Origin of the sequence: Pseudomonas yamanorum, assembly GCF_013386765.1 — a bacterium.
In the GTDB taxonomy this organism is placed as follows: Bacteria; Pseudomonadota; Gammaproteobacteria; order Pseudomonadales; family Pseudomonadaceae; genus Aquipseudomonas; species Aquipseudomonas yamanorum_A.
Genome location: NZ_JACARE010000027.1, coordinates 199,369 through 220,512, shown reverse-complemented (window position 1 = coordinate 220,512; position 21,144 = coordinate 199,369). Strand labels below are relative to the sequence as shown.

Annotated in this window: 20 protein-coding genes, 1 other RNA gene and 2 pseudogenes; 14 read left to right on the top strand and 9 right to left on the bottom strand. The window is 61.1% G+C overall.

Annotated features, from left to right (window positions below; translation table 11 throughout):
- Positions 1-11 precede the first annotated feature (11 nt).
- Both HX875_RS22360 and ffs read left to right on the top strand, forming a co-directional pair.
- Positions 12-1,175, top strand: a complete 1,164-nt coding sequence (locus HX875_RS22360; RefSeq protein ID WP_177045750.1) for a zinc-binding metallopeptidase family protein — start codon at positions 12-14, stop codon at positions 1,173-1,175.
- Between the two features lie 208 nt (positions 1,176-1,383).
- Positions 1,384-1,480: signal recognition particle sRNA small type (gene ffs, locus HX875_RS22355), an RNA gene on the top strand.
- 106 nt (positions 1,481-1,586) lie between these two features.
- Here the strand turns inward: ffs and HX875_RS22350 are convergent.
- Both HX875_RS22350 and HX875_RS22345 read right to left on the bottom strand, forming a co-directional pair.
- Positions 1,587-2,174 (bottom strand): hypothetical protein, encoded by a 588-nt coding sequence (locus HX875_RS22350; protein WP_177045748.1) that lies wholly within the window; start codon positions 2,172-2,174, stop codon positions 1,587-1,589.
- A gap of 14 nt (positions 2,175-2,188) precedes the next feature.
- Positions 2,189-2,722, bottom strand: coding sequence for a hypothetical protein (locus tag HX875_RS22345; protein WP_177045747.1), 534 nt, complete (start codon positions 2,720-2,722; stop codon positions 2,189-2,191).
- Between the two features lie 284 nt (positions 2,723-3,006).
- Between HX875_RS22345 and HX875_RS22340 the strand changes: the two genes are divergently transcribed.
- Positions 3,007-4,053 carry an N-acetylmuramidase family protein gene (locus HX875_RS22340; protein ID WP_177045745.1) on the top strand — a complete coding sequence of 349 codons (1,047 nt, stop codon included), beginning with the start codon at positions 3,007-3,009 and terminating at the stop codon, positions 4,051-4,053.
- 1 nt (position 4,054) lies between these two features.
- Complete coding sequence (locus HX875_RS22335; protein WP_177045743.1) at positions 4,055-4,666, top strand: hypothetical protein; 612 nt, start codon at positions 4,055-4,057, stop codon at positions 4,664-4,666.
- Positions 4,667-4,723: 57 nt separating this feature from the next.
- Here the strand turns inward: HX875_RS22335 and HX875_RS22330 are convergent, their stop codons facing one another.
- Together HX875_RS22330 and HX875_RS22325 are read right to left on the bottom strand one after the other, a co-directional pair.
- Positions 4,724-5,635 carry a DUF2167 domain-containing protein gene (locus HX875_RS22330; protein ID WP_177045741.1) on the bottom strand — a complete coding sequence of 304 codons (912 nt, stop codon included), beginning with the start codon at positions 5,633-5,635 and terminating at the stop codon, positions 4,724-4,726.
- A gap of 61 nt (positions 5,636-5,696) precedes the next feature.
- The gene (locus tag HX875_RS22325; protein WP_177045739.1) at positions 5,697-6,560 is read right to left on the bottom strand and encodes a LysR family transcriptional regulator; all 864 of its coding nucleotides are present in this window, start codon (positions 6,558-6,560) and stop codon (positions 5,697-5,699) included.
- Between the two features lie 97 nt (positions 6,561-6,657).
- Between HX875_RS22325 and HX875_RS22320 the strand changes: the two genes are divergently transcribed.
- Positions 6,658-7,626 (top strand): DMT family transporter, encoded by a 969-nt coding sequence (locus HX875_RS22320; protein ID WP_177045737.1) that lies wholly within the window; start codon positions 6,658-6,660, stop codon positions 7,624-7,626.
- Here HX875_RS22320 and HX875_RS22315 read toward each other — a convergent pair.
- A complete protein-coding gene (locus tag HX875_RS22315) occupies positions 7,540-7,911 on the bottom strand; it encodes a VOC family protein (RefSeq protein ID WP_177045735.1) in 372 nt (123 codons plus the stop codon). The two genes, HX875_RS22320 and HX875_RS22315, sit on opposite strands and share 87 nt — an antisense overlap.
- Positions 7,912-8,058: 147 nt before the next feature.
- Positions 8,059-8,373 (bottom strand): helix-turn-helix domain-containing protein, encoded by a 315-nt coding sequence (locus HX875_RS22310; RefSeq protein ID WP_003219061.1) that lies wholly within the window; start codon positions 8,371-8,373, stop codon positions 8,059-8,061.
- 310 nt (positions 8,374-8,683) lie between these two features.
- Here HX875_RS22310 and HX875_RS33335 point away from each other — a divergent pair.
- From HX875_RS33335 to HX875_RS22300, 3 genes and pseudogenes are all read left to right on the top strand, one after another.
- A pseudogene (locus HX875_RS33335) lies at positions 8,684-9,112 on the top strand (PAS domain-containing protein); the annotation flags it as partial.
- A 795-nt stretch (positions 9,113-9,907) separates the two neighbouring features.
- Positions 9,908-10,399: pseudogene (locus HX875_RS33330) on the top strand (methyl-accepting chemotaxis protein); the annotation flags it as partial.
- A gap of 18 nt (positions 10,400-10,417) precedes the next feature.
- On the top strand, positions 10,418-12,109 hold the full coding sequence (locus tag HX875_RS22300) for a putative bifunctional diguanylate cyclase/phosphodiesterase (RefSeq protein ID WP_177045731.1): 1,692 nt from the start codon (positions 10,418-10,420) through the stop codon (positions 12,107-12,109).
- Between the two features lie 191 nt (positions 12,110-12,300).
- Here HX875_RS22300 and HX875_RS22295 read toward each other — a convergent pair whose 3' ends face one another.
- A complete protein-coding gene (locus HX875_RS22295; protein WP_177045730.1) occupies positions 12,301-13,050 on the bottom strand; it encodes a substrate-binding periplasmic protein in 750 nt (249 codons plus the stop codon).
- 133 nt (positions 13,051-13,183) lie between these two features.
- Here HX875_RS22295 and dnaX point away from each other — a divergent pair, with 133 nt between their 5' ends.
- The 5 genes from dnaX to HX875_RS22270 all read left to right on the top strand — a co-directional run bounded on the left by dnaX (position 13,184) and on the right by HX875_RS22270 (position 18,997).
- On the top strand, positions 13,184-15,241 hold the full coding sequence (gene dnaX / locus HX875_RS22290; RefSeq protein WP_177045727.1) for a DNA polymerase III subunit gamma/tau: 2,058 nt from the start codon (positions 13,184-13,186) through the stop codon (positions 15,239-15,241).
- Between the two features lie 43 nt (positions 15,242-15,284).
- Positions 15,285-15,623: a YbaB/EbfC family nucleoid-associated protein gene (locus tag HX875_RS22285; RefSeq protein WP_003193199.1), complete on the top strand. Its 339-nt coding sequence runs from the start codon at positions 15,285-15,287 to the stop codon at positions 15,621-15,623.
- 294 nt (positions 15,624-15,917) lie between these two features.
- Complete coding sequence (locus HX875_RS22280) at positions 15,918-16,952, top strand: NADP-dependent oxidoreductase (protein WP_177045725.1); 1,035 nt, start codon at positions 15,918-15,920, stop codon at positions 16,950-16,952.
- A gap of 65 nt (positions 16,953-17,017) precedes the next feature.
- Entirely contained in the window at positions 17,018-17,620 is a 603-nt protein-coding gene (gene recR / locus HX875_RS22275; RefSeq protein ID WP_003219049.1) for a recombination mediator RecR, read from the top strand.
- Positions 17,621-17,848: 228 nt separating this feature from the next.
- Positions 17,849-18,997, top strand: coding sequence for an acyl-CoA dehydrogenase family protein (locus HX875_RS22270; RefSeq protein ID WP_177045723.1), 1,149 nt, complete (start codon positions 17,849-17,851; stop codon positions 18,995-18,997).
- Positions 18,998-19,147: 150 nt separating this feature from the next.
- Here the strand turns inward: HX875_RS22270 and HX875_RS22265 are convergent, their stop codons facing one another.
- Together HX875_RS22265 and fnr are read right to left on the bottom strand one after the other, a co-directional pair.
- The gene (locus HX875_RS22265; protein ID WP_177045721.1) at positions 19,148-19,696 is read right to left on the bottom strand and encodes an adenine phosphoribosyltransferase; all 549 of its coding nucleotides are present in this window, start codon (positions 19,694-19,696) and stop codon (positions 19,148-19,150) included.
- An 80-nt stretch (positions 19,697-19,776) separates the two neighbouring features.
- On the bottom strand, positions 19,777-20,511 hold the full coding sequence (gene fnr / locus HX875_RS22260; protein WP_003219044.1) for a fumarate/nitrate reduction transcriptional regulator Fnr: 735 nt from the start codon (positions 20,509-20,511) through the stop codon (positions 19,777-19,779).
- 154 nt (positions 20,512-20,665) lie between these two features.
- Between fnr and HX875_RS22255 the strand changes: the two genes are divergently transcribed.
- Positions 20,666-21,142: a hypothetical protein gene (locus HX875_RS22255; protein WP_177045719.1), complete on the top strand. Its 477-nt coding sequence runs from the start codon at positions 20,666-20,668 to the stop codon at positions 21,140-21,142.
- The last annotated feature ends 2 nt before the right edge of the window (positions 21,143-21,144 follow it).

Genomic DNA, 21,144 nt, shown 5'->3' with positions numbered 1-21,144 from the left:
GAGAGATCGCCATGTACCGCTTCTTCGAACAACTCAGTTCGCGCATTGCCGCACCGTTCATGGCCGAGACCTCGCGCAACAGCAAGGTCTGGCAGTGCCGCTGTGGGCAGTCGCTGTTCTTTCGCAACAGCCAGTGCCTGGCCTGTTCGGCGCTGCTGGGCTATCAGCCGGAGCAGAGCCGCCTGTCCTCACTGCAGCCCGGCCCGTACGCCGATACGTGGCTGCTGGACGCCGACCCCGAAGGCGTTGCCTTTCGCCGCTGCGCCAACCTCGACACGCCGGCCGCCTGCAACTGGTTGCTGCCTGCCGACAACGGCCAGACCTTGTGCGTAGCCTGCAGCCTGAACCGCACCATCCCCGACCTGTCGATCCCGGAGAACCCGGAACGCTGGCGCAAGGTCGAAACCGCCAAGCGCCGGCTGGTGGCGCAACTGATCAGCCTGGGTTTGCAGGTCAGCCCCAAGACCGTCGATGAAGACACCGGCCTGGCCTTTGATTTCGTCGGCATCGACCTGGAAGGCAACGCACCGACCACCGGCCACGCCAACGGCCTCGTCACCCTTGATATCAAGGAAGCAGACGACGCCCACCGCGAAAAAATCCGTGTGCAGATGCGCGAGCCATACCGCACCTTGCTCGGGCATTTTCGCCATGAAGTCGGCCACTACTACTGGGACCGCCTGATCGCCAACAGTCACTGGCAGGAAGCGTTTCGCACGCTGTTCGGCGACGAGCGCGCCAGCTACGCCGACGCCCTTGAGCACCACTACCAGAACGGCCCGCGCCCGGAATGGCAGCAAACCTGCGTCAGCGCCTACGCCACCATGCACCCTTGGGAAGACTGGGCGGAAACCTGGGCGCATTACCTGCACATGATGGACGCCGTCGACACCGCGCTGGGCTTCGGCATGAGCGCCCGGGAGATGGACCTGGATTACCAGCCATTCCCTCTGAGCACCCTCTACGACCCTGAGCATCCCGGTGGCGCGGCGTTTCTGTCGTTCGTCAATGCCTGGATCGAACTGGCCGGCATGCTCAACGAACTGTCCCGCAGCATGGGCCAGCCGGATTTCTATCCGTTCGTCCTGCCGCCGGCGGTGATTGCCAAGCTGCACTTCATTCACCTGGTGATCCAGCAAGAGGGCGGCAGGGCAGATGAGGTCGTGCTTTTGTAGGAGCAAGCTTGCTCGCGATGGTCGTCAACGATGACGTGCCTATGCTGAATGAACGCGGCGTGTTTGCGGTCTTCGCGGGCAAGCTCGCACCTACAGCCAAGTACTTGAACCATCAGATATTTTTAATCCCGCACCAACGGTTGTAACTTCCGATGAGATCGGTACAATGGCGCGGCTTGCCGAGAGGCGAGCGTCGTTATGGTGACCCCATCGGTCCCCCCGCAACGATTACCCGTGAACCTGGTCAGAGCCGGAAGGCAGCAGCCACAGCGGGAACATTGTGTGCCGGGGTGTGGCTGGTGGGGTTGCCTCCATAACGCCACCCCCTCCTTGATTCAAAAAATACCCTTATGAAACCCTTCGCTGACAATCGTCATCTGCGAAGCGATTTCTGCTGTTCGCTCATCAGGGTTACTGACGGTACAGCGGGAACTTTCCCATGGCCGGAATCACTTCTGCGCGCAGCCTCGCCATGTGCCCGGGCAACTCCTGTCGTGCGGCAGGCGTGTCGGATGGGATGTTCTTGGCAAAGTGGAAGCTGATGATTTGGCCGGTCCCGTTGTCCTTGTAATATTTGAAGATATTGAACTCAAAGAAGCTGCCGTCCTTGCGTGTGGAGGTCGGATAAAACAGCAGCACGTAGATCGCATCGGTTTTCTCGTCTGAAAACATCTCCACCGGAAGGTTGGGGTATTCCTGTTTGTGGGCCTGCGCGATCAGGTTGGCAAGGTCCCGGGGCTCGTTGCCGGTGGTCTGGGGCGGCGCGAGGCGAAAATCCACCAGTTCGCTCCAGGCGTTGACGCTTTCTGGTGCGAGGAAATATTCCCAGAGCGGAACGTTGCCCCGGGCCTGGTATTTCAGGACGTATGTTTTCCCGGCAAACACCACCGACTTTGTCTCGGCGATCGACGGGCGGGACAGGTCCGGCGGCGCCACAGTCGGTTTGGATGCACAGCCGAACAGCAACAGGACAGTCGATACCACGATCAGCCAACGCATGGGCACCTCCTGTGTTACGGCTTAGTGCTGTTGATGTGGTCGGCGATGCTGGCGAGCGTTGCGCTCCATTGTGCAACGGTTTGTTCTGAAGGCATTTCTCTCCAGGTCCTGGAAACCTTGTACGTGTCACCCCCCAGTTGATAGGCAAAATGCCTCAAGGTCATGACGTTGCCGTTCGCCTGTGTGCAGATCACCGACCAGCCCATATACGGGGTGCTGGTATCTCCCATGTCAGTCTGGCTGATATGTGTTTTGCAGTTTTTCTCGGCGGCCCGGGTATCGGAATCACGGGCCGCGCTTGGCGGTTGATTCTGGCCCGGCAACACAAACAGGGTGATCTCGTCTTTTCCGGTGTCGGCAGACCACTTGTATCGTTTTACCCCGGCATTCGCGAACGCTGATGCCATCTCGTCATCGTTTTTGGTTTGCCATTGCGAACCTTTTGGCGTTACGGCCTTGAGCAAGTAGCCCGCAAAATCTTCTGCGTGGGCGTTTGTCGAGACGAAGAGCAAACCGCTGATGGCACAGGCAATAAAGGTCGATTTCATGTCAGTCCCTGGACGTCATTGTTAGATGTCAGGACGACAATGCATCCTGCGCAACAGACAGTAGCGCAAGTAGTGGCAAAGTGCCCAGTCCGTTTAAAAATTATTCCCAGGGACGACGTCAGTGAGGGGTTGCTCACATCCTTAAAACCTTGCGCTGGACAACCCAAATTCGCCTTGTTAGTTTGCGCCAGCGACATATTTCTAAATATGTCGGCGGCACATGGATGATATTAAAGTGATGGCGCTTTATGGCTCATCTACTCCAACTAACAAGGATGTCAGTAATGAAAAGCCTGCAAGGGTTGCCTACTCTCATCAGCGCTTCCGTCGGTGCGCCGGGCAAAGCCCGCAACTTGCCCGCCGACGTTCAGTGCGTCCAGTACTTGTTCAACTTGATCATCCCCAAGTTGGGTTTTCCCCTCGCCGAAAACGGCAAGTGCGACGGTCAGTTGGTGCAGTGCATCAGCCAGTATCAGTTCCGCTATCTCAAGTACGCTCATCCTGATGGCGTGATCGACCCCACCGGGCGCACGTTCAATAGCCTGATCGAAGAGGCGGTGAAGGTGCCGGTCAAGCCGCACCCGACCCTGCGCATTCCGACCTTCCTGAATGTGTTCGGCAATACCAGTTCCGACATGGTCCAGGCGACCGTCAACCATTACCTGGACCGCATGCGGGCAATGATCGAGGCCGAGCGGCGCAACCGGCAGATGATGCTCCAGGCCACGTGCGACGGCGGTACGACGCTGACGGATACGGACTTTCAGAACGCCGCCACGCAGTTGGGTAACGGTATTTCCGTCAATATCATCAAGGCCTTCGCCACGGTGGAGTCGGGCGGGCGCTCAGGGTTCGGGCCGGCCAAGTTGCCGGTGATCGCTTTTGAAGGGCACCACTTTCGCAAGTACACCCATCATAAATACGATCAGACCCACCCGCTGTTGTCGTACCCCTACGTGAAAAAAGCCGGCCCCCAGTGGAAGGCCAACAACAAGGACCAGACCAAGGCCTGGGAAACCATGGCCACCGCCTTTGCACTGGATCAGGAAGCAGCCTTGAAATCGGCCTCCTGGGGCATGTTTCAGATAATGGGCTCCAACTTCACGGCATGCGGTTATAAAACGGTGTTTGAGTTTGTGGTGGCCATGAAGATTAATGCCGGGCAGCAACTAAAGGCCTTCCTCGGTTTTTGCAGCCAGAGCCCGGCACTGGTCAAGGCCATGAAGAACAAGGATTACGCCGCCATGGCGCTGAACTATAACGGCAAGGATTATGGCGACTATGACCAGCGCATCAAAAAAGCCTACGAAGCACTTGAAGGGAAAAAATAGTATGCCGTTCAAACATTGCCTGTCTCGTTTGTGGGTTGCCTCTTTCGTGTGTGTGGTGGGAGCGCCCGCGTTTGCCGCCACGTTGCACGCGGGCAAGTACGAAGGGCTGATGCTGGCCGTGACGCCTGAGCATCAGGTGGAAGGTTTTTATTCTGAGGAGATGGGCGAGGGCGTGACCCGCACGTGCACGTTCTTCCTGCAGGGCAAGGTCGACGGTGCGAAGGCGTCGGTGTCCACCTGGCTGGATGCGACTTATCCGGGAACCGTTACTGCCTCCTCGGACGGCGTGACGCTGACCGTGGAGGAGGGCCGCGAACATCCCGGTTGCGTCAGTGTGTTGATGCCTGAAATTGCCACCGGCCTGGACCTGAGCCAGACGGCTGCCAAGAAGTGGATTGGCCTGGTGACCGTTTCGTCCGACAAGGCCTTCCTGCAGAAAACCCCGGACGCCAAGGCCAGTCATCGTGCCTACGTGGTCAAGGATGATGTGGTCGCGGTGCTGGCGTTCAAGGATGGCTGGGCCCAGGTGGAGTACATCAACGGCGAGGGCCGCTCTTCCAAGGGCTGGATCAGCCAGGACCAATACGCCAGGCTGGCTCCTGCGAAAAGCTGAAGCTGTTCTGTGAGCCGCGGTGTGCCAGGCACGCCGCGGCTTTTTTATGCCCGCAACTCAGGCCTTGTTGCGATTGAACAGCTTGCGGATGACGGCGAACAGCGCCACGACGCCAATCACCAGGAACTTCTTCGCTGCCAGCAGGAAGATGCCGATCTTGGCGAACAATCCGGCCTTGGCGGCGATCCCGCCGGCGACCAATGCGGCGAGGCCGTAGGTCGCGAGTTTGTCAGTCTTCGGGTTGAAGTCGGTGTACAGGTTGCCATCCGTGAAGTTGGTAAAGGCCAGGACCTTTGGCAACTCCTGCTTGATGGTGGCCAGGTCGGACATCCCGGCGACGGCGTTGAGTTCCAGCACGCCTTCACGGCCCAGCACGCGGATGCTGTAGTTGAGGGTGGTCTGCTTGGCGTCGTCGGCTTTCAGTTCACGGGCCCAGTACATCTTGTGGGTGGTGTCGTCGTAGTGCGGCGGCTCGGCCCAGCCCAGCAGGTGCAGGCCGGCGTAGCCTTGCTTCTGGCGTTGCTTGTTGTCTTCGACGTCTTCTTCCTGCATTTGCTTGAGCAGTTCGGCGTAGTCGATTTTCGCCGCGTCTTCGTCAGAGATGTGCCCGTCGGCCTTGTAGCTGACGATCACGCCCCAGCCGCGTTCCGACAGCGGGCTGACGGCTTTCGGCACGATCATGCCCAGCGTCTTGAAGCCCGGCGGGTTGCCCCAGCCATCGGTCAGCAGGCGCTCGGTGTCTGCCGGGTCGAGGTAGTAGAACTCGTCGTTGAGCTTGAGGGTTGCGATGCCGCCGGGCAGGGTGACCGTGCCGGTGTTCTGCTTGAGGGAACTGAGAAAATGTTCTGCGGTTTCGGGGGCTTCGGCGGGTGCGGTGGCTTCAACAGGCGCCGGCTTGGCGGCGGCAAAAGCGGGTGCGACAGGCAGGCTCAGAGCGGCCGCCGCCAACAACAGGCGGAAGTAATTCATGGTAGTCCCTTACAATTTGAATTAATTTCGCGGCAGGATAACTGAAACATGTTGCAACGGGTTAGCCGAATGTCTCTCGCAGCAGCCCCGCAAATGCGTCCCGCGCCAGGTGGCGTTGGGTGTCTTTGTGCCAGAACAGCAGGTTATCCACTGCCGCCAACTCGTCGAAGCGGTAGGACGTCAGCTGGTTGGCCTGTTCGTAGCGCGCCAGGATGCCTTCCGGCGCCAGCGCCACGCCAATCCCCGCGCTGACGCAGCCAATGATCGTGCCCCAGCTGGCGTAGCTGGCGATGGCCGGTTTGATGTCGTGGGGCTTGAGCCAGTTTTCCAGGGCGGCGCGGTACGGGCAGCCGGGCGGCCAGACCAGCAGGGTGCGGCCGGCCAGGTCCCGGGCATCTTCGATGGGCGCGCTGGAAGCGCTGGTGATCAGCACCAGGCGCTCGCTGTAGACCACACTTTGTTCAAGCTTCGCGCGTTTGCCGCCGGCGGCCACCAGCGCGGCATCGATGCGGTGGTGTTGCAGGTCATCGAGTAGCTGGCCCCAGGCGCCGGTCACCAGTTCCAGCTCCACTTGTGGATAGCGTCGATGGTATTCGGCCAACAATGGCGGCAGCCGGCCGCTGGCGCTGGATTCCACCGCGCCGATGCGCAGTTTGCCGCGGGGAATCGCGTTGCTGTCGACGGCGCGCTTGGACTCTTCCACCAGCGCCAGGATGCGCTCGCAGTAGTCGAGAAACACCTCACCGGCCGCACTGATCGCCAACCCGCGCCCGGCGCGAATGAACAGCGGGGTGCCCAACTCGCTTTCCAGCTGCTTGATGCGCGTGGTGATGTTGGACGGCACGCAGTGCAACTGCAGGGCGGCCTGGGCCACGCTGCCGGTTTGCGCCACGGCTTTCACCATTTTCAGTTGGGCCAGTTCCATCGCTCAGTTCCAGTGATTACAGAAGTCAGAAACGGTTAATTGTCCTGCGTCTTGCCGGGGCCAAGACTGACGGCATTCCCACTGCTGGACGCCGTTCATGAATACCCCATCACCTGTAAAGCTTACGCTAGTCACTGCCAGCGTCATCCTCTGTTGGGCGTATTCGCCAATCGGTATTCATATGGCCTTGCACAGCTACAGTCCGGGGCAGTTGGCCCTGGGGCGGTTTCTGATTGCGTCGGTGTTGATGGCCGGCGTGGCATTGGTCATGAGGATCGAGCGGCCGCGTCTGCGGGACTTGCCATGGCTGCTGGTGCTGGGGTTCTTCGGGATTTTCCTGCATCACCTGACCATCAACTTCGGCCAGCAATTTGTTACGGCGGCCGCCTCCAGTGTGCTGGCGCAGTCGGTTCCGCTGTTTACAGTGTTGGTGGCGTTTTTCGCCTTGAAGGAGCGCGTCACCAGCTGGCGCTGGGGTTGCGTGCTGTTGGGGTTGAGCGGGGTGCTGGTGGTGATCTGGGGCGAGCATGGCCTGGGCGAGATTGATCCGCGTGGCTTGATGATCCTGGTGGCGGCGCTGTCGTGGAGCCTGTACTTCACGATCCAGAAACACTATTCGCGGCGCTACAGCCCGCTGACTACCGTGTGCTACACCGTGTGGTCGGGCACTTTGCTGCTGTGTGTCTATTTGCCGGGGTTGCCGGCAGTGGTGTGGCAGGCATCAACGCAAGCCAACCTGGCGGTGTTGTTGCTCGGCGCCTTTCCCAGCGCCCTGGCGTACCTGGCCTGGGCCTATGTGTTGCGGCATGTGGAGGTCAGCCGCGCTTCGGTGGCGTTGTACCTGGTGCCACCCGTGGCGATGGTGATGGCCGCCACGTTGCTGGGCGAGCAGGTTTCGCTGCGGGTGGTGTTGGGTGGCCTGATCGTGCTGGCCAGTGTCGGCGCCATCAGCCTGGAAGGGCGCTGGCGCCGTAAGCCGTTAAGGGTTCACGGTGAACACCCGCAGGCGGTGGCCGTCGGGGTCCTGGGCGACAAAGGTGTAGCCGAAATCCGCCTCGACCGGTGACTGGATGATGCTCAGCCCGAGATCCGCCCAGCGCGCGTGCAGCTCATCGACCGTTGCCACGTCGGCGACGCAGAATCCCACCTCGCCACCGCCAACCGTAGCCTGGGCCGCGGGCTCTACGGTGTGGCGCGACCAAAGGCCGAGTTTCACCCCGTTGTCGAGAATGAACAGGGCGAAAGTTGGCCCCAGTTCCACGGGAGGCTTGTCCAGCAACCGGCTATAGAGGTTGGCACTGGTGGCCGGGCTGTCGACGTACAACAAAAAGTAATGGGCAATGCTATTCATGATGACTCCCTGGAATGGCGCAGCAATGGCGCGGCTCAGTCCCTAGTCTAAGGGGCTGTCCTGTCAGTTCATGTCAGGAGTCATCCAGCAAAGAGCAGACAGTCGCGCTGCCTGCTCTTTTTATTGCGTGCACTTGTGTTACGAGCTCTAAGGCTTGGACAAGGCCTGGTCTACCGCTGCGATCAGCTTTCCCAGATCCTTCGGGGTGGCTTTATGAATGACACCGAACAGATAAGCGCGCTGTTCCTCTTCGTCGACCAAATCTGCGAAAAAGACTTTCAGCTTCACTCCCAGCGCCTCTGCGAACAAGAACAGAGCCTCGACGCTGGGTGTATAGGTGCCGGTTTCGAAGCGGCTGATGGTTTTAGGGTCAAAACCGGTTTTTTCACCTAGTTCAGCCTGAGTAAGCCCTGCGACCTTGCGGTAACGTCTGATGGCTGGACCCAAACTTGAAATGTGCATCGCTCAATTCCCATTTAGAATCAAGAACTTAACGATAAATCTTAAAATTAGACAACCGCACGTACCATCACCTTTTCTTGCAAAATGTGATGTAATTCGTAGAATCGGCATCTAGGACAAGTATTTGGTGGTCTCGTTTCAGAAGGCAGGTTTATGAAACAGGAAATCATTGCTTTCTCCTTACTCTCATAAATGTGCCCACAAAACGGACGCTTGGCAGGGACTGAAATGTCGCTCGTCAGTGCCACGCATCATTGCGCCTCACGTGCCGGATACCCGAATTAAAGCCTAGTTGATCATCACTGAATGGATGGTGCATTGCTGTGCAAAATCGTGGGTTTGCGTACCTCTGCGGCCAATCAGCCGATCGACGGCGCAGCCCGACTGGAAATACGAATACGCCTGTCCCGCCTACCCGGTGGTCGAGAGAGCGATCGAATGCTGTCCATGGAGCTTTAACGTGCGTCTCAATTTGCCGGTCACTGCTGTTGAACAGACTTTTGGGGAGCAGCAACGGCTAATTTCCGCGACTGACGTCAACAGCCACATTACCTACTGCAACGCCGAGTTTGCCGCCATGAGCGGCTTTACCCAGGCGGAGCTGATCGGCAGCACCCACAACCTGGTGCGCCACCCGGACATGCCGCCTGCCGTGTTCCAGCTGATGTGGAGCTACCTCAAGGCCGGGCACAGCTGGATGGGCGTGGTGAAGAACCGCTGCAAGAACGGCAACTATTACTGGGTCAGTGCTTATGTGACGCCGATTCTCGAAGACGGGCGGCTGACGGGTTACGAATCGGTGCGGGTCAAGCCCACCCGCGACCAGGTGCGCCGCGCCGAAGCGCTGTATGCACGGTTGCAGGCGGGTGGGGCGGCGGTCTCGCCGCTGCGACGCCTGGCGCCCGTGGCCCAGGCCTTGGCTTTGCCACTGGCGGCCGCCGTGGCCAGCCTTGCCGCCTTCCAATGGATCCCCGGCGCGTGGGCCCAGACGCTGACTGTCGGATTGTTTCTGGGGGTAGGCATCTGGGGCCATCAGCGACTGGGGCTACAGCTCAAGCGGATTGTGCAGAACACACCCAATGCTTTTTCCGACCCCATCAGCGCCATGACCTACAGCGACGCCCTGGGCCCCACCGCGCAGTTGGAAATGATCCTGATCAGCGAAGAGGCGCGGCTTAAAACCGCCCTGACGCGCCTCAGCGACCTGGCCAACCAGATGGCCGAAGCCGCGGCCCACTCCAGTGTGCTGTCGAGCACCACCGAGTCGGCACTGCTGGAGCAACGTGCCGAGACCGACATGACCGCCGCAGCCATGACCGAGATGGCCGCCTCCATCGCCGAAGTGGCGGTGCATGTGCAACAAACCGCCAGCGAAGCCCACACCGCCAACACCCTCGCCGAGCAGGGCAGCCAGGTGGCCGGCACGTCCCGTGAGGCAATCCAGTTGCTGGCCGGCACCGTCACCCAGATCAACCAGGCGGTGGGCAACCTCGCGGGGCAGACCCAGCAGATCCAGGTGGCTGCAAGCATGATCCAGGCGATCGCCGACCAGACCAACCTGCTGGCCCTCAACGCGGCCATTGAAGCAGCCCGTGCCGGCGAGCAAGGCCGCGGCTTTGCCGTGGTGGCTGACGAGGTGCGCGCACTGGCGGGCAAGACGCGCGAATCGACCCAGCAGATCCAGGGCATCATCCAGAACCTGCGGGCCGGCGCCGATGAGGCGGTCGAGATCGCAAGCCTGGGCATCCACGAAGCCGAGCAGGGTGTGCAGCAAGTGCTTGAGGCGCAACAGGCGCTACAAGGCATTCGCCACGCGGTGGAGCGAATTACCGACATGAGTCAGCAAATGGCTGCTGCCTCACAGGAACAATCCCACGTCGCCGAGGAAGTTTCACAACAGATCAATAACGTCGCCGCCACGGTGCAAAAGACAGCGGGCACTGCCAACGCTGCAGTCACCCGTGGCCGGGAACTTGAAAGCATCTCTTCCGGGTTGCGCGCCCTGGTCGAGCGGTTCAACCGCTAGCCACAGTGAGCCTGACTCATGGACGAGAAATACCGCAGGGCCGTGGATGCAGCCGCCATTTTCTCCGAGACTGACCTGGCGGGCTGCATCACTTACGTCAATGACCAGTTCTGCGCCATGTCCGGCTACGGGCGTGACGAGTTGCTGGGGCAAAACCATCGGATTCTCAGCTCTGGGCTGCACCCCGCGGGGTTCTTCCAGGGCATGTGGCAAGCCATCAGCGAAGGCCGGGTGTGGCGTGGGGAAATCTGCAACCGGGCCAAGGATGGAACCCTGTATTGGGTGGACAGCACCATGGTGCCGCTGCTCGATGAGAAGACCGGGCAGGTGCAGAAGTACGTGTCGATCCGCTTTGATGTCAGCGAAAAGCGCCAGTTGCTGCACACCCTGCAATGGCGGGTCGGCCACGACGTACTGACTGGCTTGCCGAACCGTGCCTACCTGTCCGAGTTGCTTAACCAGTCCCTGGAATTCTCCCGCAACGAGGACATCCCGCTGGCGCTGTGCATGCTCGACCTGGACGGCTTCAAGGCGGTCAACGACGGCTATGGGCATGCCTGCGGCGACCTGCTGCTGGTGGAGGTGGCCACGCGGCTGCGGGAGATCATTCGCGGCGAAGATGTGGTGGCCCGGCTGGCCGGTGACGAGTTTGTGCTGATCCTGCGTTACGTGCGGGATATCGACGAGCTGAACGCGGCCCTGCTGCGCATCCTCAAGGCGATCTCCGAGCCGTATTCGATCCAGGGTGCGGAGCTGAACGTGTTCGCCAGCATTGGCGTCACGCTGTTTCCTTTGGACGACGAGGACGCCGACACCCTGCTGCGCCATGCCGACCAGGCAATGTACGTGGCCAAGCAGAGCGGGCGTAACCGTTACCAGTTGTTTGATGTGTCCCTGGAGCAGGAGGTCAAGGCCAGCCACCAGACCGTGGAGCAGATTCGCCAGGCCTTGGCGGCGGGGCAGTTGTGCCTGCATTACCAGCCCAAGGTCAACTTGCGCAGCGGCACGGTGGTGGGATTCGAGGCGTTGTTGCGCTGGCAGCACCCGGAGCGGGGTCTGGTGACGCCAGGGGATTTCCTGCCGCTGATCGAGCAGACCGACCTGATTGTCGACATCGGCGAATGGGTGATCGCCCAGGTGCTGGAGCAGATGCATCACTGGCAGGTGCAGGGTCGCTGGTGGGCGGTGAGCGTGAACATCGCGGCGCGGCATTTCCAGCGCGAGGATTTTGTCGAGCGGCTGCAAGACTTGCTGGCGCAATACCCGCAGGTGGAGCCGCACCGGCTGGACCTGGAAATCGCCGAGTCGGTAGCCATCGATAATATCCAGCGCGTCACCCAGCACCTGGAAGCCTGCCAGGCCCTGGGTGTGCAGTTTTCCCTGGATGACTTTGGCACCGGCTATTCCTCCCTCAGCTACCTCAAGCGCCTGCCGACCCAGACCATCAAGATCGACAAGTCGTTTGTGCGCGACATCCTCCACGACAAGGACGACCTGGCGCTGACCAAGGCGGTGATCGGCCTGGCCCGGGCGTTTGGCCGCGAAGTCATCGCCGAGGGCCTGGAAACCCTGGAGCACGGGCAGTTGTTGATGCGCATGGGCTGCGAAGTGGCCCAGGGCTATTTCATCGCCCGGCCGATGCCGGCGGGGGAGGTGCCGGGTTGGGTCGAAGGATTTGCGCCGCCGCCGCAGTGGCAAAAGCTCGAGTGATGTTTGCTGTGGCGAGGGAGCTTACTGTGGCGAGGGAGCTTGCTCCCGCTGGGCTGCGTAGCGGCCCCAAAATCTTTGGGAGCGCTGCGCACTCCAGCGGGAGCAAGCTCCCTCGCCACAGCAAGCTCCATCCCCACAGCAAGCTCTCTCCCCAGAGGGAGCTCCCTCCCCACAGAGTAAATCAGATGATCTTAGGGGGCGGGGGCGCTGTCCCCGGTGTACAGCTGGATGATTTCATCAATCTCCCCGGACATTTTCATGCGCAACAAGGTGCGCAGAATCTGTTGCCCGGGCACCTGCGGATCGTTGCGCACATAGCAGCCCAGGCTTTGCTCCTCGATCACGGCCACGGTGTGCAGGCGCTGTGTGGGCGGTAGTTGCTGATTGAAACGGTCGAGTATCCATTCATTGGTCACCGCATACTTGAAGCGCCCGGCCACGAGCTTTTGCAGCACCTGCTCCTCACTGCGGCTGTCGTCGCGGGTGAACTGGCCGCTGGCGAAGCGCGGTTCCAGGGGCGGGTAGCTATAGCCGAGCACCGTGCCGATATGTTGCGGTGCAAGGCTGTCCAGCCGCACTGACAGCGGCGGCACGTGGGCAGTCGCCAGCACATTGCGTTGCACCATCAGCGGGATGCTCCAGGTGTAATCGCCCGACAGGTTGTTCAGCCACGCGGGTGTCACGTAGCAGCGCACATCAACGTCCCCACGCTCCATGGCGGTGTCGATGCGCGCACGGGGCAATACATGGAATTTTGCGGGGCGCCCGACCTGAGTTGCCAGGCTCAACATCACGTCATACAAAATACCCTGGGTCGGCTGGCCCTGGTCGAGTTGCACCATGGGCATGGTCCAGCTGTCGGAAATGGAGAAACGCAGGGGTGCGGGTGCCGCCAGGCTGACCGTGGCAATCATCCACAAGGCGCCCAGGACTGCGCGCATAAACTCTCCGGGTTCAGCCTTTTATAGGCTTGGTTAGAGCAGCTTAGTCAGATTAGACGAGCGTGCCGGATGCAATTTCCCCCTTGCTCCGCTAGCATTACCCGCTTCCGCTTCCCAGTTGCGACGGTTTTCGATGAGTTATCAGGTTCTTGCACGTAAATGGCGTCCGCGCTCGTTCCGCGAAATGGTCGGCCAGACCCATGTGCTCAAGGCTCTGATCAATGCCTTGGACAGCCAGCGGCTGCACCACGCCTACCTGTTCACCGGTACCCGCGGTGTGGGCAAGACCACCATTGCCCGCATCATCGCCAAGTGCCTGAACTGTGAAACCGGCATCACCTCGACGCCGTGCGGCACGTGCTCGGTGTGCCGGGAAATCGACGAAGGGCGCTTTGTCGACCTGATCGAGATCGACGCCGCGAGCCGCACCAAGGTCGAAGATACCCGCGAGCTGCTCGACAACGTGCAGTACGCGCCCAGCCGTGGCCGCTTCAAGGTCTACCTGATCGACGAAGTGCACATGCTTTCCAGCCACTCTTTCAACGCACTGTTGAAAACCCTGGAAGAGCCGCCGCCCTACGTCAAATTCATCCTGGCCACCACCGACCCGCAGAAACTTCCTGCAACGATTTTGTCGCGCTGCCTGCAGTTCTCCCTGAAAAACATGACCCCGGAGCGGGTGGTCGAGCATTTGACCCACGTGCTGGGGGTCGAGAACGTACCGTTCGAAGACGACGCCCTGTGGCTGCTGGGGCGTGCCGCCGACGGTTCGATGCGTGATGCCATGAGCCTTACCGACCAGGCCATCGCCTTCGGTGAAGGCAAGGTCATGGCCGCTGACGTACGGGCGATGCTCGGCACCCTCGACCACGGCCAGGTGTTCGATGTGCTGCACGCGCTGATCGAAGGCGACGCCAAGGCATTGCTCGAAGCCGTGCGCCACCTGTCCGAGCAAGGCCCGGATTGGAATGGAGTGCTCTCGGAAATCCTTAATGTGCTGCACCGCGTTGCCATCGCCCAGGCCTTGCCTGAGGGTGTCGACAACGGCCATGGCGACCGCGACCGCGTGCTGGCCCTGGCCCAGGCCTTGCCGGCCGAAGATGTGCAGTTCTACTACCAGATGGGCCTGATTGGCCGGCGTGACTTGCCGCTGGCACCCGACCCGCGCGGCGGCTTTGAAATGGTCCTGCTGCGGATGCTGGCCTTTAGGCCCGCCGACACGGCGGATGCACCGAGACAGCCGCTAAAGCCAGTGGGGATCAGCCAGGCCACAGTTGATTCCGCCAAACCAGTGGCTGGCCCGGCTGTTGTCGCGCCAGTGGTTGCGCCGCCTGCGCCGGTTGCTCCGGCACCGGCCCCTGTTGTCGCCGAGCCGGTGGCGCCTGTGGTGGTGCCAACGCCTGCGGTTGAGCCTGCGCCCGTGCCGGAAGTCGATCTGCCGTGGAATGACCCGGTAGCAGCCGAGGTCGAGCTGCAGCCAGCCGTCGAGCCAGTGCTGGAAACCACCAGTGAGCAGCCTGAACTGACACCCATGCCAGCGCCGACCCCGGACAGCGTGGTGCCGGACGCCCCCGAATGGGTGTCGGCCCCGGTTCCGGAGCCGACCGTCGCTCAAGTGGACGCCGCCACTCCGGGCACCGACCTCGACGACGAGCCGCCGCTGGACGAAGACTACATCGAGCCGGACATGGACTCGGCCTACAGCTACCTGGACGACCTGGCCAGTGAGCACACCGCCGAGCCCGCCCCGGAGCCTGAGCCGGAACCGGCTGCCATGCCGGCCACCGGCCTGGCGTTGCAATGGCTGGAGCTGTTCCCGAAACTGCCGATTTCCGGCATGACCGGCAGCATCGCCGCCAACTGCACGCTGATTGCCGTCGATGGCGACCATTGGTTGCTGCACCTGGACCCGGCCCACAGCGCCCTGTTCAACGCGACCCAGCAGCGTCGGCTCAACGATGCCCTGAACCAGTTCCACGGACGCACGCTGACCATCAGCATCGAGCTGATCAAGCCCGAGCAGGAAACGCCGGCCCAGGCGGCGTCCCGTCGCCGGGTCAACCGCCAGCGCGAGGCTGAAGAGTCGATCCACGGTGATCCGCTCATCCAGCAGATGATGGAGCAGTTTGGCGCGGTGGTGCGTCACGATACTATTGAACCTGTAGAAGCCCCGGTTCCCCAGGCGTCATAAGCCGGGGCCAATAATTGATCCACGTACTTTTGAGGTGATTCCCATGATGAAAGGTGGCATGGCCGGCCTGATGAAGCAGGCGCAGCAGATGCAGGAAAAGATGGCCAAGATGCAGGAAGAACTGGCCAACGCCGAAGTCACCGGTAAAGCCGGTGGCGATATGGTCAGCGTGGTGATGACCGGTCGTCACGACATCAAGCGCGTGAGCATCGACCCAAGCGTATTGCCGGGCGTGGGCGAAGACGACCTGGAAATGCTCGAGGCGCTGTTCGCCGCGGCCGTCAACGACGCCGTGCGCAAGATCGAAGCCAACAGCCAGGACAAGATGTCCGGCGTGACCGCTGGCATGCAACTGCCGCCGGGTATGAAGCTGCCGTTCTGATCGGCAAGCCCGCGACTGAAGATGCCAGGCCCCGTGCCTGGCATTTTTTTTGCGCGGAATATTTTCCGCATACGCATACGCATACGCATACGCATCCGTAGCAGCTGCCGAGCGCCAGCGAGGCTGCGTCGGCGGCGACTCGGTCCCGCGTCTGGCATGAAGACGGCGGTGCGGCTAACGTAGCCTCGCTGGCGCTCGACAACTGCTACGGGAGTTTTGTCGAACCCTGGACCCTGTCTTGGGGTCTGCACCCTATACCGTTGAATTCAATCACCGATAGAAGGAGCCTCGCTGATGACCGAGTCATTGACCCTCAACCAGCGCATCGTGCTGGTCTCACGCCCCCACGGCGCACCGGTGCCGGAAAACTTTCGCCTGGAACGCGTCGCGCTGCCGGAACTGGCCGACGGCCAAGTCCTGCTGAAAACCCTTTACCTGTCTCTGGACCCGTACATGCGCGGGCGCATGAGTGATGCACCGTCCTACGCCGCGCCCGTAGAAATCGACGAGGTGATGACCGGCGGCGCTGTCAGCCGTATCGAGCAATCCCGTAATCCCAAGTTCGAGGTGGGTGACCTGGTGGTCGGTTCCACCGGCTGGCAGAGCCACAGCATCTCCGATGGCCGCAACCTGATACCGGTGCCCAAGGGCCTGGCCAGTCCGTCCATGGCCTTGGGTGTGCTGGGGATGCCCGGCATGACCGCCTACATGGGCCTCACGGACATCGGGCAACCCAAGTCCGGGGAAACCCTGGTGGTGGCAGCCGCTTCCGGCGCGGTGGGCTCGGTGGTCGGCCAGGTGGCAAAGATCAAGGGCCTGCGGGTGGTCGGCGTGGCGGGTGGTGCCGACAAGTGCCGCTATGTAGTGGAAGAACTGGGCTTTGATGCCTGCATCGACCACAAGGGCGACAACTTTGCCGAGGAGCTGGCCCAGGCTTGCCCGAAGGGTATCGACATCTACTTTGAAAACGTCGGTGGCAAGGTATTCGACGCGGTCGTGCCGCTGCTGAACGCCAAGGCGCGCATTCCCTTGTGCGGCCTGATCGCCGGCTACAACGCCCACGAAGCCCCCAGCGGCCCCGACCGGCTGCCTGCGTTGCAACGTACCTTGCTGACCAAACGTGTGCGGATCCAGGGCTTTATCGTGTTCGATGACTATGGCGACCGACAGCCGGAGTTCCTCAGTGCCATGGCGCCGTGGGTGCGGGACGGCAAGATCAAGTTCCGCGAGGACGTGGTGGAAGGCCTGGAGCAGGCACCTGAAGCCTTTATCGGTTTGCTGGAGGGGCGCAACTTCGGCAAGTTGGTGGTGCGCGTCGCACAAGATTGAGCATTTGACGCTAATCCGGGGCGCGGGTATAAACCGCGTCTCGTTGTTTTGTCGGACCTTTCCCCATGAGCTTCAGCCCCCTGATTCGTCAACTGATCGACGCCCTGCGCACTTTGCCGGGCGTGGGCCAGAAAACCGCCCAGCGCATGGCGCTGCAACTGCTGGAGCGTGATCGCAGCGGCGGCTCCCGACTGGCCCAGGCCTTGAGCCAGGCCATGGAAGGGGTAGGCCACTGCCGCCAGTGCCGCACCTTGACCGAAGAAGAACTGTGCCCGCAATGCGCCGACCCTCGCCGCGACGACACGCTGCTGTGTGTGGTCGAAGGGCCGATGGACGTGTACGCGGTGGAGCAGACCGGTTACCGCGGGCGCTACTTTGTGCTCAAGGGCCACCTGTCGCCGCTGGACGGGCTGGGGCCGGAGGCTATCGGTATTCCGCAACTGGTGACGCGGATCGAGGAACAGGGGACCTTTGTCGAGGTGATCCTGGCCACCAACCCGACGGTGGAAGGTGAAGCGACAGCCCATTACATCGCGCAATTGCTGACCAACAAAGGCCTGATCACTTCGCGTATCGCCCATGGCGTGCCGCTGGGTGGGGAGCTGGAGCTGGTGGATGGCGGAACCCTGGCGCATTCATTTGCCGGACGTAAGCCGATCGCCCTCTAAAAACACCGCAGAACGACATGTGGGAGCTGGGCTTGATGTGGGAGCTGGCTTGCCTGCGATGCAGACAACTCGGTCTTTCAGTTAAGCCGAGGTGATGCTATCGCAGGCAAGCCAGCTCCTACATTTGATCTCTACTGTTCATCTAAGTCTTCGTCAGGCTCTGCCTTGTATCTTGATAACCAAGCAAGCGCTTGGTAAGTTCGCTCCACCTTCCCGTGGAGCTTGCCGATGTCTGCTTATCAGGAATACTTCGACCCCAGTCACCAATTGGTTCGCGACAGCGTGCGACGTTTCGTCGAGCGCGAGATGTTGCCGGGCATCGAGCTGTGGGAAGAAGCCGAGAGCTTCCCCCGGGAGTTGTACCTCAAGGCCGGCGCCGCCGGCATCCTGGGCATCGGTTACCCCGAAGCCCTGGGCGGCAGCCACGAAGGTGATCTGTTCGCCAAGGTCGCCGCCAGCGAAGAGCTGATGCGCTGCGGCTCTGGCGGCGTGGTGGCGGGGTTGGGCTCGCTGGATATCGGTTTGCCGCCCATCGTCAAATGGGCCCGGCCTGAAGTGCGCGATTGGGTCGCGCCGCTGGTCTTGTCCGGAGAGAAGATCGCCGCCCTGGCCGTCACCGAGCCCGGCGGCGGCTCCGACGTCGCCAACCTGCAAACCCGCGCCGTGCGCGACGGCGACCATTACCGCGTCAGCGGCAGCAAAACCTTTATCACCAGCGGCCAGCGTGCCGACTTCTATACCGTGGCGGTGCGTACCGGCGGGCCGGGCTTTGGCGGTATCAGCCTGCTGTTGATCGAAAAGGACACTCCGGGCTTCACCACCGGTACGCCACTTAAGAAAATGGGCTGGTGGGCGTCGGACACTGCCGAGCTGTTCTTCGACGATTGCCGCGTACCGGTAGGAAACCTGATTGGTGTCGAGAACATGGGCTTCGCCTGCATCATGGGCAACTTCCAGAGCGAACGGCTGGCCCTGGCATTGATGGCCAACATGACGGCGCAGATGGCCCTTGAGGAGAGCCTGAAATGGGCGGCCCAGCGCGAGGCCTTCGGCAAACCCATCGGCAAGTTCCAGGTACTCAAGCATCGCCTGGCGGAAATGGCCACGGCGGTGGAGGTCTCCCGGGAGTTCACCTACCGCCAGGCCGCCAAGATGGCCGCTGGCAAGAGTGTGATCAAGGAAATCTCCATGGCCAAGAACCTCGCCACCGACACTGCCGACCGCGTGACCTACGACGCTGTGCAGATCCTCGGCGGCCAGGGCTACATGCGCGGCAACCTGGTGGAGCGGCTGTATCGCGACAACCGCATCCTGTCCATCGGTGGCGGGACTCGGGAGGTGATGAACGAAATCATCAGCAAGCAGATGGGTTTGTAGACAGCGCTTTTGTGGCGGGGGGGCTTGTGTGGCGAGGGAGCTTGCTCCCGCTGGAGTGCGCAGCGCTCCCAAAGATCTTGGGGCCGCTACGCAGCCCAGCGGGAGCAAGCTCCCTCGCCACACAAGCTCCCTCGCCACACGAGTCCCGGCTTACTGATCAGTCAGCGCAAACTGCGTCAGGCAGAACGTAGGAATACCCATGTCTTCCAGGCGCCGGGACCCACCCAGCTCCGGCAGATCAATGATCGCCGCTGCTTCGAAAATCCGTGCGCCCATGCGCCGCGCCAGGTTGGCCGCCGCGATCAGCGTGCCGCCGGTGGCGATCAGGTCATCGAACATCAGCACCGAATCCCCTTCACACAGGCTGTCGGCGTGCACTTCCAGGAACGCTTCGCCGTACTCGGTCTGGTAACCCTCGGCCAGCACGTCAGCCGGCAGTTTGCCTTGCTTGCGGAACAGGATCAGCGGTTTGTTCAACTGGTAGGCAATGATCGAACCGATCAAAAAGCCCCGGGCATCCATCGCGCCGATGTGTGTGAACTCGGCTTCGACGTAGCGGTGCACGAAGGTATCGGCCACCAGGCGCAAGGCCTTGGGCGACTGGAACAGCGGCGTGATGTCGCGAAAGATCACCCCAGGCTTGGGGAAGTCGATGACTGGGCGAATCAGGGATTTGATGTCGAACGAATCGAAGACCATCGTCGAAGAGTCCTGGGGCGGAAAACGGACTCGAAGTATACCTGCGGCCCAGCCGATTGGCTCGGCCGCAAGCGTCTGGATCAGCCGTCGAGCGAGCCGCCAGCCAATGCGCAGAGCTGGATCGGGTCGAGGATATGCACTTCCTTGCCTTCAGCCGCAATCAACTCGTTCTGCTGGAAGCGGGTGAAGACGCGGGACACGGTTTCCACCGCCAGGCCCAGGTAGTTGCCGATTTCGTTGCGCGACATGCTCAGGCGGAACTGATTGGCCGAGAAACCCCGGGCGCGGAAACGCGCGGAGAGGTTGACCAGGAAAGTCGCGATCCGCTCGTCGGCGGTTTTCTTCGACAACAGCAGCATCATCTGCTGGTCGTCGCGGATTTCCCGGCTCATCACGCGCATCAGTTGGCGGCGCAACTGTGGCAATTGCAGGGCCAGTTCATCCAAACGTTCGAACGGGATTTCACACACCGAGGTGGTTTCCAGGGCCTGGGCCGACACCGGGTGAATCTCGGTGTCCATGCCCGACAGCCCGACCAGCTCGCTGGGCAGGTGGAAACCGGTGATCTGTTCTTCGCCGCCATCGCTCAGGCTGAAGGTTTTCAACGCGCCCGAGCGTACTGCATAAACGGAATCAAACTTGTCGCCCTGGCGAAACAGGAACTCGCCTTTCTTCAGTGGGCGACCGCGTTTAACGATCTCGTCCAGCGCTTCCATGTCTTCCAGATTCAACGAAAGTGGCAGGCAGAGGGGGGCCAGGCTGCAATCCTTGCAATGAGCCTGGCTATGAGCGCGCAGTTTAACTGGCTCGGACATTTCTTAAATCCTTGTGGGAAAACACACATAAGACGTAAGGGTACCGCACTGGGGGATGATCAGGCCAGCGTGTACAAAAAAGCAGCAACGGCATAAAGGAAGTTGTATCGAGGCCGATACAAGGTTGTCACTCCAGGAGCCGGAGGCTCAGATCATGCTTTCCATTGGCGCAAACAACCCTGCCATTGTTTCTTCTCTAAACGTGCCGGATGCCAAAAAAGACACCGCTGTAGACGATAAAGACAAAGCGTCTGCTACGGATTCGGCGGCTGGCACCAAACCCCAGGGTTTAGTCGTAGACATTTCAGGGGCGGGGCTGAAAGCTGCCAAAGCCAGCACCAACTCCAACAAGGACATCGACGACAGCAACCTGAAAGAGAACATCAAGCAGCTGTTGAAAATGATCCGTGAGCTGAGAAAGCAGCTCGCCGAGAAGCAGGCCCAGCTCTCTGCTGCCATGGCTGACACCTCCATGAGCCCCCAGGCTCGCCGGGCCAAGGTAGCCTCCTTGCAGAGTGATGTAGCGTCGTTGCAGTCCGGCTTGATGATGGCCCAGTCGCAGTTGACCAAGTCCTTGAAAGACGAGTCGCCGGAGTCGCAGATGGAAGCAATGGCCCTGCTGGCGAAGTAGTA

Bases quoted from the DNA above. Each gene is read 5' to 3' on its own strand.
- HX875_RS22360 (WP_177045750.1), top strand. From the start codon at position 12: ATGTACCGCTTCTTCGAACAACTCAGTTCGCGCATTGCCGCACCGTTC.
- HX875_RS22350 (WP_177045748.1), bottom strand. From the start codon at position 2,174: ATGCGTTGGCTGATCGTGGTATCGACTGTCCTGTTGCTGTTCGGCTGT.
- HX875_RS22345 (WP_177045747.1), bottom strand. From the start codon at position 2,722: ATGAAATCGACCTTTATTGCCTGTGCCATCAGCGGTTTGCTCTTCGTC.
- HX875_RS22340 (WP_177045745.1), top strand. From the start codon at position 3,007: ATGAAAAGCCTGCAAGGGTTGCCTACTCTCATCAGCGCTTCCGTCGGT.
- HX875_RS22335 (WP_177045743.1), top strand. From the start codon at position 4,055: ATGCCGTTCAAACATTGCCTGTCTCGTTTGTGGGTTGCCTCTTTCGTG.
- HX875_RS22330 (WP_177045741.1), bottom strand. From the start codon at position 5,635: ATGAATTACTTCCGCCTGTTGTTGGCGGCGGCCGCTCTGAGCCTGCCT.
- HX875_RS22325 (WP_177045739.1), bottom strand. From the start codon at position 6,560: ATGGAACTGGCCCAACTGAAAATGGTGAAAGCCGTGGCGCAAACCGGC.
- HX875_RS22320 (WP_177045737.1), top strand. From the start codon at position 6,658: ATGAATACCCCATCACCTGTAAAGCTTACGCTAGTCACTGCCAGCGTC.
- HX875_RS22315 (WP_177045735.1), bottom strand. From the start codon at position 7,911: ATGAATAGCATTGCCCATTACTTTTTGTTGTACGTCGACAGCCCGGCC.
- HX875_RS22310 (WP_003219061.1), bottom strand. From the start codon at position 8,373: ATGCACATTTCAAGTTTGGGTCCAGCCATCAGACGTTACCGCAAGGTC.
- HX875_RS22300 (WP_177045731.1), top strand. From the start codon at position 10,418: ATGGACGAGAAATACCGCAGGGCCGTGGATGCAGCCGCCATTTTCTCC.
- HX875_RS22295 (WP_177045730.1), bottom strand. From the start codon at position 13,050: ATGCGCGCAGTCCTGGGCGCCTTGTGGATGATTGCCACGGTCAGCCTG.
- dnaX (WP_177045727.1), top strand. From the start codon at position 13,184: ATGAGTTATCAGGTTCTTGCACGTAAATGGCGTCCGCGCTCGTTCCGC.
- HX875_RS22285 (WP_003193199.1), top strand. From the start codon at position 15,285: ATGATGAAAGGTGGCATGGCCGGCCTGATGAAGCAGGCGCAGCAGATG.
- HX875_RS22280 (WP_177045725.1), top strand. From the start codon at position 15,918: ATGACCGAGTCATTGACCCTCAACCAGCGCATCGTGCTGGTCTCACGC.
- recR (WP_003219049.1), top strand. From the start codon at position 17,018: ATGAGCTTCAGCCCCCTGATTCGTCAACTGATCGACGCCCTGCGCACT.
- HX875_RS22270 (WP_177045723.1), top strand. From the start codon at position 17,849: ATGTCTGCTTATCAGGAATACTTCGACCCCAGTCACCAATTGGTTCGC.
- HX875_RS22265 (WP_177045721.1), bottom strand. From the start codon at position 19,696: ATGGTCTTCGATTCGTTCGACATCAAATCCCTGATTCGCCCAGTCATC.
- fnr (WP_003219044.1), bottom strand. From the start codon at position 20,511: ATGTCCGAGCCAGTTAAACTGCGCGCTCATAGCCAGGCTCATTGCAAG.
- HX875_RS22255 (WP_177045719.1), top strand. From the start codon at position 20,666: ATGCTTTCCATTGGCGCAAACAACCCTGCCATTGTTTCTTCTCTAAAC.